Raw genomic sequence first — 12681 nt, 5'->3', positions numbered from 1 at the left:
TCTTAATGAACACAACAGTCGCCACTAAGTTTACCGATCTAAACCTTATTCAACCTTTGCTTGATAGATTGAAGGAGCTTGATTATAAGCTGCCAACACCGATACAGGCTCAGGCGATTCCTAGCGTCATGCAAGGGCATGATTTGATTGCTGGAGCGAATACTGGGTCAGGTAAAACAGCTAGCTTTGCGTTACCTTTACTTCAACAGGTTTATGAGCTTAAAAAAGATAAAGCTGATAACACGTCAAATAAAGGCAATTTTGTAAAAGGACTGATTTTAGTTCCTACTCGTGAGCTTGCTAAACAAGTGTCTGATAGCATTAAATCATATGCTAATCATCTAAATGGTGCGGTAAAAACTGTCTGTGTTTTTGGCGGTGTGTCAATTAATCCGCAAATGTTAGCACTTAGAGGTGGGGCGGATATTGTAGTCGCGACACCTGGTCGTTTATTAGACTTAATTTCGTCCAATGCGGTTAAACTAGATAAGGTTAAAACCTTAGTGCTTGATGAAGCTGATCGCATGTTAAGTCTAGGTTTTACAGATGAGATAAATGAATTATTGGCACTTTTGCCTAAATCAAAACAAACCTTACTCTTTTCTGCAACGTTTCCTGAACAAGTTAAAGCCCTAACAAAAGAGCTGCTGAAAGATCCTATTGAAATTCAATTGCAAAGCGCGGATGCTAGCTCATTAGTCCAGCGTGTTTTTACCGTTAATCAAGGCCAGAAAACGGCATTATTGGCCCATCTAATTAAAGAGCATCAATGGCAACAAGCACTCATTTTTGTTAATGCCAAAAATGGTTGTGAACATCTAGCTGATAAACTCTCAAAACGGGGCGTTTTTGTTGACGTATTTCATGGTGATAAAGGACAAGGTGCGCGTAATCGTGTGCTGGATGCTTTTAAGGCTGGTGAAATCGATGTTTTGATTGCTACTGATATTGCCGCTCGTGGTCTTGATATTGAAAAACTGCCTGTTGTCATAAACTACGATTTACCTCGTAGTCCCTCAGATTATATGCATCGCATCGGTCGAAGTGGTCGTGCCGGTGAAGTGGGTTTAGCTTTGTCCTTAATTGATCATGAAGACTACCATCATTTTAAAGTCATTGAGAAAAAGAACAAGATTCGATTAGAAAGAGAAGAAGTAGAGGGGTTTGAAGTAGATCAAAGCCTCATCCCTAAGTTAGATAAGCCAATGGCAAAACCAGAAGGGACAGGTAAAAAGAAACGTAAAAAGAAATCAGATCAAACACCAGATGTTTGGTTAAATGGAACAGATTCAGAGTAATAAATTCTTAAATATAAAAAAGGGAATAGGAGTTTAATCCTATTCCCTTTTTTATAGCAGAGGTTTCAAACCACAAACTTACTGGTTTCTTGCTGTAAGTTTGACGATAAACGGTTTAGTTCATCTACTTGGCTTTCGGTTGAGACGGCTTCTTCTGAAAGCTTGTCTGCAAGGTCCCTAATGTTGTTTGTACGTATGCTTATATCATCACGAACTCGTACCTGATCTTGAGTTGCAAGTGATATTTTCTGTGTCATTTGTTCAATTTCTTGAACCGATATCATAATGCCATCAATCATTTTTTGTGCTTGATCTGCTTCACTCACACTGCCTGTTGCTAACTCAGCACTGTCGCGCATTAATTCAGCTGCCTTCATAGATGACTGCTGTACGTTTGCAATCATGGTTTGAATTTCTGTGGTTGAATCACTGGTTCTACTTGAAAGGCTACGTACCTCATCTGCAACGACAGCAAATCCACGTCCTGCTTCACCCGCTCTGGCAGCTTCAATCGCAGCGTTAAGTGCTAATAAATTGGTTTGTTCTGCAATATCATCGATAGTCGATACAATGCCTGCAATACTTTGCGCTTGTGTATTTAACTGGGTGACAACTTCGTTAGCATCAGTCAGCTTATTTGCTAGGTGATTTATGGACTGTTGGCTAGATTTCATCTGCACAATCCCTTTTTCACTTAGTAGTAGTGTGCTTGAGATTTGCTGAGTGGTTGTTTCAACATTATCACTAATGAGGTTAGTTGATTCATTGAGTGTTTCTGCTGCATTGGAAGCTTCATGGGTATTTTGCATTTGTTGCTGGATATGCTGACGATTCTCAATGACTGAATGGGAAAGGGAGTCTGCTTGTCCTGTTACGCCCTTAGCAACTTCACCTAAGTGTTGAATGATCTGATGTACATTGTCAGTAAATCGGTTGAAATCGTTAGCAACTAAACCAACTTCATCACGGCTTTTAATATTAATTCTACGTGTTAAATCACCATCACCATTGGCGATATCGTTTAGTGCTTTACGTAGAGAAAATAAATCTCTAAATAAAATATTGACGATCCAGTTAACCATAAAGACTGCAATCAGTGTAAAAGAGATGCTGATAAGCATAAGGGTGTAAAAGGTTTCCCAGTATTCAGCTAATTCAGTTGCTTGATCTGCTTCTACGCCAAGCACCCAAGAAGAATCCTTTATGGGTAAAAAGTGAAGTATCTTGTTACCTGTTTGGCTGCTCAATGTTAAATAAGAGGCTTGTTCAAGTGCCGTTAGGTAATTCTCTTTGGAAAAAGCATCATATAAATCTGCCACTTCTTTCTGAATCAGTTCTTTTTGCTTGTGTGCAATTACTTGTCCATTACCATTGAGTAAAAAGATATGACTGTTTTTTCCTGTTTCTACATTGGTAATAGCTGAGAATAAGTCCTTTATTTTTAAATCCACTCCCATAACACCTTGGACAGAACCTGCATCATAGATAGGTCTAGCAATGGTGAAGGTCATTTCTTGTGTATTCACGTCTTTATAGGGACCAATGAGCTCAATTTCACCGGAAGCGCTCACCTTTTTGTACCATGGACGCTGGCGAGGGTCATAATTATTGACGAACTTGGTAAAACCATTTGTACCCACTCGGGTTCCGTCGTTCAAACCTGCATAAATAGATGAAAAATTACCTGCGGTAATTGCCATGGTTAACTGTTTAACAAATACTCCTTCATCTAGCGGTTGTTCCGCTAACGAACTTAATATCTGATGTTTAGAGTTAATCCAAGTTTCAACACTGTCACTTACTGTATTAGAAATGCTTCCAATACGTTGGTACATACTGTGTTCCATGGCAGCAGAAAGTTTTTGAGTAGAAAATAGTGTGAGTACAACACTGGTTAATAGAACGGCAGCAGTTGCGATTAAACTAATTTTTATTTTTAAAGAATGGCTAAACATATTTCTCTCTAAATTGATCTTGGAGGGAAAGATATAAATAGACCTAATTCACCTTAGAAAAAGTTAATAACCTATTTTACGGTTGAAAGAGAGTAAATTTAAGCTTTCCTTAGATTAAACTTATTTTGTAAGACATGGACTTTATCGGCGATTTATTACTATTCTTTTTGACTAGAATAACCCTATAAATAAAGCGTCATTTCAGCTAGCTGCCATACTTTATTGTATTAAATTATCTAAATCTACATGATTTCCATAAAATTATAATAAAAGTTATAAGCAACTAAAAAAGAAAGGAATTAGACGATTTTAAGCTAAATTATGTAATTTATAGGCTCAATTATTAATTTTAGAATGAATTGAGTTCAGTTATGTTTGGTTGCAAATTTGTGTTGATATATATCAATATAATATGAATTTAATAAGGTTGCAGAGATTATGTCTAACCTTTATAGCATCAAGTTTTAAAGCCTGTCGTCAGATATATATTAAATTTAGTTCAAACCTAATTAGTTTTTGGAGCTAGCTAACTAAGGGTTTGATTTAAGTAATATATTGTAAGGCGTAAGAAGTAACCCTAGTTTAAGAGCCAGTAATAGAGTGATTAATGCTGAGTCATATTAATAATGCATAAACCCTAGGAAACCTGCGAATAAGTCCTCCCGCCTCAGCGTGTGGATAAAAGCCGCTAGATTTATTGCGAGGAGCGCAACTTAATATTCTTCTATTGATAAGCTCTTCAACGTAAAGATAGGGCTTTTAGAACACGCCCTTTGGGTCTTTCAGAGAAAGTAACACCCTGTGTTGTCACTTCTCTAAAGGTACCTACATTACTTCAAAGTAACGCCTTGTGTGATACTTTTTCTGAAAAGACTGAGAAGAGGTGACTTAATCGCAGGTTCCCTAGATAAAATGCTCGATTAGTTAATTCGAGTATCTTTGATTCCTAGATTATTTTTAACCGAGTTAGGGAAGCTCACATTTTGCCAAAGTTGCTGACAGATATCTTTAGTGTTGTGCCATTCTTTGCCTGCAATCCAATCAATTAACTGATCTGGATTGGACTGAAATTCAACCACCTCAGGCCTGTCTTCAATGAGCCACTTTTTAAGATAAGTTTCATCCAGTGTTGGCATGGTATGACAAAGCCCCATTTTTTCAAGTGTCACTATGTTTGAATATTGTTCAAACTGGCCATGCAATGGCTTAATTAACAGCTTTTTACCCAATTTTAAGCATTCGCTGGATAATTCGAACCCGCCATTCGCAATGACTCCGCCGCATGAGTTAAGTTTTTTATGAAAACCTTCTTTGCTGGTTTTACGCCAATGGATATGACCTTGATCAAAATCTTGTTTGAGTTCAGGGTGAAAGCAATGGAACCGATATTCGGTGAAAGGTTTCAGTAATCTGCGAATTTCCTTAAGGTTTTCGAATGGGAAATAAACAAGTATGTCTTTTTCGGAATTTGCCTCAGTAGCTAAATCATCTACAAAAGGCGGCATGATAGGGTGGTCAAAGTGATAATAATGAACACCTAGTTTGATGTCGCAAGGTGCAAAGTGTTTTAGAAGTAATTGGCTGTATAAAAAATTACCTTTTTGCGGAATCGGGTTTAAGAATGCAGCCTGATGGCTGATTGCAATTGATGGAATGTTTTGCCTTTTTGCTGCCCATGCACTGATAGGTTCAAAATCATTCAATACAAGGTCATAGCCTGATAGATCTAATGCTTTAACGTCATTAAAAAATAATTTAGGCTTAAAAGATAGTAGTGTTTTCCATTTAGCAATGGTGCCATTTTCAGTTTTAAAACTTAGGCCTTGTCGTGTTTGGTAACTCCCAAAAACTTGCATGTCAAAATATTGGTCAGCATTACGGCCTGTGAAAAGGTAATCAACTTGCATGTCATTTCTTTGGTTGAAGGCTTTCGCGAGTACTCTCGCACGACTAATGTGACCATTTCCTGTGCCTTGAACACCATAAAAAATTTTCATATATCTCCGTGATTAAGTCAGGATTACAAATAAGTTAAGACCTGCTGCAGACATACTAAAACCAAGCGCTGCACCTGCTAAAATATCAGTTGGATAATGTACGCCTAACAAGATGCGTGATAATCCGATTAGGCTTGCCCAGGTGTAAACTAAATAGGTAACTGATGGATAATAATGCGCTAGTAAATAGGCCATTAAAAAAGCCGCTGCAGTATGGCCAGAAGGCAGGCTAAATTTATCCGAAGGGGAGATGTGTGCACTAAGGTTTGCTAAGCTGTCACAAGGCCTATCTCTTTTGAAGCATTTTTTTAAGATTAGATATAAGGGTAGCTCTAGTGCATAAGCTAAAAGTGCTGTGTAAAGAAAAATAGCACCATCTTCTTGCTCAAAGAACCAAAGCACTATACCTAATATTAAATAGTAGTGCCCATCACCAGTATGAGAAATCGCTCTCACTAGGGTGCAATTTTTATGGTTCGTTTTTTTAAATAACCAGTGAAACAGGTGTATATCTGTACGGCTGAAAATATTCATAACCTGTCCTATCTTCTCGTTCATATTTGTATATTAGAAAGACAATATGAATAAAAAGTGACAGTTCTAAGAAGGGTTTATGACAGCCTAAAAAAGCTGACGCCTTTTAAAATAAGCGTCTATAGTTAAGGAACCTGAGAATAAGTCCTCCCGCCTCAGCGTGTGGATAAAAGCAGCTAGATTTATTGCGAGGAGCGTAACTTAATAGTTATTCTATTAATAAGATTCTCAATGTAAAGATAGGGCTTTTAGACCACGCCCTTCGGGTCTTTCAGAAAAAGTAACACCCGTGTTGTCACTTCTCGAAAGGTAACTACATTACGTCAAAGTAACGCCTTGTGTGATACTTTTTCTGAAAAGACTGAGAAGAGGTGACTTAATCACAGGTTCCTTAAAAGCTTACAAATAAAAATAATAGTTTAACTAACCCAAGGATAAGACGATGTCATTACGTATTAACGATCAAGCGCCAAACTTTAAAGTAGATACAACCCATGGAATGATTGATTTTCATGAGTGGGTTGGTGATCAGTGGGCGGTTCTATTTTCACACCCTAAGGACTTTACACCAGTGTGTACGACAGAGCTTGGTTATATGGCTAATATTCAGGAAGAGTTTAGCAAACGTAATACTAAAATTATTGCGCTAAGTATCGACTCAAAAGAAGATCATGAAAAATGGCTAAAAGATGTGGAAGATGTTGGTGGTGCTGGGGTCAAGTACCCAGTTATCGCAGATACAGATCTAAGTGTGGCCAAGTTATATAACATGTTTCCTGCTGATGAAGCTGGATCTGCTGAAGGTCGTACAGCCATGACAAATGCCACTGTGCGGGCCGTTTATGTTGTTGGGCCGGATAAAAACATTAAGTTAATGCTGATTTATCCTATGACTACGGGCCGTAACTTTGACGAAATTTTGAGAGTAATAGACTCAATGCAATTAACCGCAAAACACAAAGTGGCAACTCCTGTTAACTGGCAACAGGGTGAAGATGTCATCATTGTGCCAGCTATAAATAATGAAGAGGCAGCAAAAATTTATCCAAATGGATGGGAAACGGTTAAACCTTATTTAAGGAAGGTAAAACAGCCTGATTAAGCCTATAAAAAATGAGATGTAATTAAAAAAGGTCGCCTTGTGAGCGACCTTTTTTATGAAGTTTTTAACGTCCTGTTTAAACTTAAAAACTTGTTATGCTACCAAGCATTCTTTTTTACCTTGTTAACCTTTTAGATTAAGCCGGTGATAGTTTTTAAGCATTGTTCCTAAAGGCAAATGTCATTGTAAGTAACAGATAACCTAGGCAACATTTTGAGCTTTATTAGCAATTGTGTATTGGTTAACAGTTGCAATTAATGCTTGCATAGATGCAGATACGATATCTTCATCTATCGCGACACCGTTATAACGTTTGCCATTAATGTTAGTTTGAACATAGGTGATAGCTTGAGAGTCAGTGCTACCAGTTAATGCATGCTCTTGGTATTGAACAACATCTAACTTAAGGTTGAAATGTGTGCTCAATGCTTGACTGAAAGCCGATAGAGCGCCATTACCTTGGCCATGAATACTGATGATCTCACCTTCGATTGCCAAATCAGCGCGAACGGTATCTAGGCCATCTTTTTGTAACTCATACTTACCTAATTGATAAGGTGAGTTACCGGTTAGATAAGTGTCTTCGAATAGTTGTTTCATTGTATCGCCATTGACAACACCGCCATCCTTCTCAGCAAACACTTGTACAACAGGGCTGAACTCAACTTGTAACCAGCGAGGTAATGCAAGTCCATGTTCTTGCTCAAGCGTATAAGCAACGCCGCCTTTACCTGATTGGCTGTTTACACGAATCACTTCTTGATAAGTGCGACCTAAGTCTGTTGGATCAATTGGTAGGTAAGCAACATCCCAAGGTTTATCTGCTGTTTGATTAGCCAAACACTTATTGATAGCGTCTTGGTGTGAGCCTGAGAATGCAGTGAAAACAAGTTCGCCGGCATAAGCATGTCTAGGGTGGACAGGTAAATTAGTGACGGATTTAACCACACTCACAATGCGATCCATATCACCAAGCTGTAATTCTGGGTTTACACCTTGGCTATACATATTCATAGCCATGGTAACGACATCCATATTACCTGTACGTTCGCCATTACCTAACAAGGTGCCTTCAATTCGATCAGCGCCAGCCATCATGCCAAGCTCTGCTGCAGCGACACCACAACCGCGGTCATTATGTGTATGAAGACTTACATACATGCAGTCACGTTTAGCTACATTACGGCAGAACCATTCAATTTGATCTGCGTAACGATTAGGTGTTGATACTTCAACCGTCGCAGGAAGGTTAATGATTATTTTGTTGTCTGGTGTTGGTTGCCATACCTCGGTTACGGCATCCACAACTTCAACAGCGTAATCCATTTCTGTACCTGTAAAGCTTTCGGGAGAATATTGGAATACCCATTCCGTCTCAGGATACTTGGCAGCAAACTCTTTAACACATTTTGCGCCATTAACAGCGATATTTTTTACACCTTCTTTATCCATACGGAACACTTGATCGCGCTGAGTCGTCGATGTTGAATTGTAAACATGTACTATTGCGCGTCGGGCACCAATCAAAGATTCATAAGTACGTTCAATTAACTCAGGGCGAGCCTGCGTTAGTACTTGTAAAGTAACATCAGCAGGAACTTGATCTTCTTCTATCAACCAGCGGCAGAAATCAAAATCTAACTGAGAAGCCGCAGGGAAACCAATTTCGATTTCTTTAAAGCCAACATCAACCAATAATTTAAACAGTTCTTTTTTCTGTTCTACCGTCATAGGTTCTACAAGTGCCTGGTTGCCATCACGCAGATCAACACTGGTCCAGATTGGAGCTTTAGTGATGGTTTTGTCAGGCCAAGTACGGTCAGGCAAACTGACTGGTGTAAACGGACGGTATTTTGTGTGGTCGAAGTTACTCATTGTTTTTCCTTTATCCCTTTAGATAGTCATTCTGGAGATGGATAATCTCTTTAAACTCATATGCTTATGTTGTGAGTGCTAGTTTAACCTTTTTTAATGGATAAAAAATTGCGTATTTAGAAAAATAATAGTTATTTTAGCAATAATATTGCGGTATATTTTGATAAATTGATATTTTATGGTGTTAACATATGTTGGATGCAATAGATATACGAATACTTGAGGTACTTCAGCAAGATTCTAGCTTAACAAATCAAGAGCTTGCGGATAATGTTGGTTTGTCTCCATCACCTTGTTTGAGGCGCGTTAAAGCCCTCGAAGAGTCTGGTATAATCACCAAATCAGTTACTTTGCTTGATCAGAGAATGTTAGGCCTTAAGTTGACTGCTTATATTCAAGTCAGTATGGATAGACATACGCCAGATAGGTTTGAACTGTTTCAGTCTAGTTTGACCTCTTATCCAGAAGTAAAGTCACTAAGCCTTGTGACAGGGCACTCGGCTGACTATCTAGTAGAAGTTGTGGTGGAAGATATGGATAAGTATCAGGAATTTTTACTAGTTAGATTGTTACGTATTCCTGGTGTAACAGATGTGCATTCAAGTTTTTTAATGCAAAAAATTATAGATAGAACCAGTTTGCCTTTAGAACACCTAACGAATACAAGTAAGGCAACTTCTTAGCTTAATTGGATTAAACAGCCTCTTTAGTAGAGGTTAAGCCTTTATAATGACAAGTTAAAATTAAATTACGACTTTAAAAAGTAAAAATGAACCCCATTATGCCTTCATTAGATTAATTGCATGTCATGGCAATCAAGGTAGAGATGTATATATGAGTGAGTTGAAAGAAAGACGTCGAGTCGTCATTCCCGTCCGTGCAGGTGATGTCATGGCCGAGTTTATTTCCTTTTCTGGTGATGAGACAGGTAAAGAACATATTGCTATTCATTTTAATGGCAAAGAAAAAAGCAACGAAACCCCGTTAGTGAGAATTCATTCAGAATGCCTGACTGGCGATGTCTTTGGCTCAGGTCGTTGTGATTGTGGCGAACAATTAGACGAAGCAATTGATAAAATTGATATTGAAGCCGGTTACATACTGTATTTACGACAGGAAGGGCGAGGCATAGGTTTATACGCAAAACTAGACGCTTATGACCTACAAGATCAAGGCTATGACACTTATCAAGCCAACGAAATGTTGCATTTGCCACAAGATGACAGGGACTTTGCGATAGCGGCTGAAATGCTTAAAGCTGTTGGGGTTACTAAGATTCGTCTTTTAACCAATAATCCTGATAAAGCGAAACAAATGGCAGAGAATGGTATTGATGTGGTAGAGATTTTACCAACGGGTGTTCATGTAAATGATCATAATCGTCAATATCTTGAGACTAAAGCTCAGAAGATGAATCACACACTTGATTCTGAAAAGTTAAAGAAATAAGTTAAAAGTTTAATTTCTTACAATATATAAAAAAGGCATTCAATCTCAATTGAATGCCTTTTTTATATTTCTGAATCTTTGTTTGTATCGGATAAATTAATCTTCGCTTTTTACAAAAAGCGAATCAGTTTGCTCTAGCAAGGTTTCGACACTGCTCTTGATTCCAGTTAGATATAACTTCTTCTTGATGTTTTTGATACCAGTCTGACTGACTGATTTTTAGCATTTCATATCGAGTTGAGTCAATAATGTCTTTATCCGTTTTACGGCTGTAGGCAGCCCATAAAGGGTTAGCAAATTCATTTATAGTGAAATTATGTTTAAGTCGCTCACTTGGATAGCCGCTACGACAAAGAGTCCCTTTTGCTAAAAACTCTGTTAGTGGTAAGAAATCGATACGTCCAGCAAACAACATTTTTATCGCGATTAAATAATGGGGGACGGGATAAAGTTGCTCATCAAGCATGTCTAAGTCATTCGAAACATAATTTTGCAACTGACTACCTGATTGGATTGCTAGTATTCGATGGGAATGAACAAGTTCATCCCAACTACTAAGTGTTTGATCCACAGATGGTTTATTTGTTTTTGATAGAGAGAAAATAGCTTGACGATAAGGTGAGACTTCAGCAATCCAATTAAATTGCTTCTCCCTTTTTTCAGTTCTGGATAATGAAAAAAAGAGAGTGTTTTTTTCATTAGTAGCGATTTGCAACGCTCGTCGCCAAGGAAAAAACTCAATGTTACCTAATTCAATATTGTGTTTTTTTAGTAATATGGGTTTAATTTTATTTAATAAATCGACCACATAACCTTGAGCCTTGTCGTTACCATACTGAAGCGGAGCAAACTGCGAAGTCACTAAACGCACCTTTGTTGCTTCTGCGTGAACTTCTACTGTTAATAAGAATGATAAACAAATAACTAAATAACGAATCATGGCATTAGATCAAATAGGTGGCGAGAATGAGACTACATTCTCGCTTACGATTAATGATTAATCCTTCAGCGCTTTCTTCATTTTTTGAAGATTGATTTTACGCTGAATCTTGCGTTGCTTTTTCTCTTCCGCGGTTGCCGCTGCTTTTACTGCTTTTTTATCAAGCTTTGGTGCTTTTTTCTTTTTGCTTTTAGCTGCAGGTGAACGGACTTTTGTTTTTGCTTCTAAGCCTTCAATGCGACCAAACTTAATCGATGATTGCATATAGCGTTGAATTTTTTCCATCATTGCTAGATCAGTGCTGTCGACTAAAGAAACACACGTGCCTGGGTTTCCATCACGAGATGCTCGACCCGCTCTATGAACATAAGAATCTGATTTTTGAGGTAAACGTAAATTAATAACAGTATTAATCTCTGGTAAATCAATACCACGTGCAGCCACATCTGTTGCAACTAGAACTTGAAGTCGTCCTTTTTGCATTTGTTTCATATGTTCACTACGATCGCCTTGTTTCATTTCACCATGCAAACCACTACACATGATGTGTAATGCACGGATTTTATTAACCCAAACATCAACATGGTCACGGTTCGAAACAAAAAGTAAGGCCTGTTGTACACCTTCCTGTTTTAGTAGGTGTTTAACAATAGCTTCTTTGTGTGCGTCATCATCAACACGGTAAGCAACTTGTTTTATTTGTGAGGGGACAGTGCGTGTTGAATCATTGATCTGAAGCGTTTCAGGTTCTTGTTGAAAAATTTTCTCAGCAAGTTGACCTAGTTTATCGCCATCTAGAGTTGCCGATAGCATTGCTGTTTGGCGGTTTTTTGGCAGTTCTTTTACCAGAGCGGTAATTGTGTCTGCAAATCCCATATCAAGCATACGGTCAGCTTCATCAATGACAAAGTAGCTTACATCACTCAGATCAAGCCATTGCTTGTCATCAAGCTCTTTTAAACGCCCTGGTGTTGCGACCAAGATGTCACAATCTTCGCTAAGTTGCTGCTGTTGCATTCCATAAGGTGTACCACCAACAATTAATTGTGGCTGAATGCGAGTATGTATCAATAGTTCACGAACCAAGTTGTATATTTGGCGAGCTAGTTCACGACTGGGTGCGAGAATTAATACTTTAGGCGCATTAGTAGAGGCTTCGTCACGATCAAGAATATGCTGTACCGCAGGTGCACAAAAAGACAAGGTTTTACCTGTTCCTGTTGGTGCACTTGCTAATAAATCTTCTCCGTCCATTAATACAGGAATTGCTTGGTTTTGAATTTCTGTCGGTTCTTTAAAGCCAAGTTGAATGATGGCTTGCTCAATGGTTGGATCTAATTCTAATTCTGAAAAGGACATTAATGGTCTCTATAATGGTTTGATCTGGCTAAATAAGGTTGCGGATAATACCCTTTTTTTTGGGCTAAATCAGCATATCTAATGTAAATGAGACACCAGAGCTTATTATTATATTAAAACAGTGTAATTGTTTGAAAGATTATTAGACCCATGCAGGACAAATCCACTAAAA

10 protein-coding genes are annotated in these 12681 nt (G+C 38.2%); 4 read left to right on the top strand and 6 right to left on the bottom strand.

Annotated features, from left to right (window positions below):
* The first annotated feature begins 5 nt into the window (after positions 1-5).
* Positions 6-1298 carry a DEAD/DEAH box helicase gene (locus Q0A08_RS04125; RefSeq protein WP_438465072.1) on the top strand — a complete coding sequence of 431 codons (1293 nt, stop codon included), beginning with the start codon at positions 6-8 and terminating at the stop codon, positions 1296-1298.
* Positions 1299-1363: 65 nt separating this feature from the next.
* On the opposite strand, the gene Q0A08_RS04120 is transcribed toward Q0A08_RS04125, so the two are convergent.
* The 3 genes from Q0A08_RS04120 to Q0A08_RS04110 all read right to left on the bottom strand — a co-directional run bounded on the left by Q0A08_RS04120 (position 1364) and on the right by Q0A08_RS04110 (position 5784).
* Positions 1364-3253: a methyl-accepting chemotaxis protein gene (locus Q0A08_RS04120; protein WP_438465071.1), complete on the bottom strand. Its 1890-nt coding sequence runs from the start codon at positions 3251-3253 to the stop codon at positions 1364-1366.
* Positions 3254-4173: 920 nt separating this feature from the next.
* The gene (locus Q0A08_RS04115; protein ID WP_438465069.1) at positions 4174-5250 is read right to left on the bottom strand and encodes an MJ1255/VC2487 family glycosyltransferase; all 1077 of its coding nucleotides are present in this window, start codon (positions 5248-5250) and stop codon (positions 4174-4176) included.
* A 12-nt stretch (positions 5251-5262) separates the two neighbouring features.
* On the bottom strand, positions 5263-5784 hold the full coding sequence (locus Q0A08_RS04110) for a phosphatase PAP2 family protein (protein WP_438465068.1): 522 nt from the start codon (positions 5782-5784) through the stop codon (positions 5263-5265).
* Between the two features lie 442 nt (positions 5785-6226).
* On the opposite strand from Q0A08_RS04110, the gene Q0A08_RS04105 reads away from it, so the two are divergent.
* Complete coding sequence (locus Q0A08_RS04105; RefSeq protein WP_438465067.1) at positions 6227-6886, top strand: peroxiredoxin; 660 nt, start codon at positions 6227-6229, stop codon at positions 6884-6886.
* Between the two features lie 201 nt (positions 6887-7087).
* On the opposite strand, the gene leuA is transcribed toward Q0A08_RS04105, so the two are convergent.
* Positions 7088-8761: a 2-isopropylmalate synthase gene (gene leuA / locus Q0A08_RS04100; protein WP_438465065.1), complete on the bottom strand. Its 1674-nt coding sequence runs from the start codon at positions 8759-8761 to the stop codon at positions 7088-7090.
* Between the two features lie 191 nt (positions 8762-8952).
* Between leuA and Q0A08_RS04095 the strand changes: the two genes are divergently transcribed.
* Both Q0A08_RS04095 and ribA read left to right on the top strand, forming a co-directional pair.
* On the top strand, positions 8953-9444 hold the full coding sequence (locus tag Q0A08_RS04095; protein WP_438465063.1) for an Lrp/AsnC family transcriptional regulator: 492 nt from the start codon (positions 8953-8955) through the stop codon (positions 9442-9444).
* Between the two features lie 151 nt (positions 9445-9595).
* Positions 9596-10210 carry a GTP cyclohydrolase II gene (gene ribA / locus Q0A08_RS04090; protein WP_438465061.1) on the top strand — a complete coding sequence of 205 codons (615 nt, stop codon included), beginning with the start codon at positions 9596-9598 and terminating at the stop codon, positions 10208-10210.
* A 124-nt stretch (positions 10211-10334) separates the two neighbouring features.
* On the opposite strand, the gene Q0A08_RS04085 is transcribed toward ribA, so the two are convergent.
* Together Q0A08_RS04085 and Q0A08_RS04080 are read right to left on the bottom strand one after the other, a co-directional pair.
* Complete coding sequence (locus Q0A08_RS04085; protein WP_438465059.1) at positions 10335-11150, bottom strand: substrate-binding periplasmic protein; 816 nt, start codon at positions 11148-11150, stop codon at positions 10335-10337.
* 57 nt (positions 11151-11207) lie between these two features.
* Positions 11208-12509 carry a DEAD/DEAH box helicase gene (locus tag Q0A08_RS04080; protein WP_438465057.1) on the bottom strand — a complete coding sequence of 434 codons (1302 nt, stop codon included), beginning with the start codon at positions 12507-12509 and terminating at the stop codon, positions 11208-11210.
* Between the last annotated feature and the right edge of the window lie 172 nt (positions 12510-12681).

Source organism: Marinomonas sp. PE14-40, assembly GCF_051623805.1.
Lineage (GTDB): Bacteria > Pseudomonadota > Gammaproteobacteria > Pseudomonadales > Marinomonadaceae > Marinomonas.
This window is presented reverse-complemented; position numbering and strand designations above follow the sequence as displayed.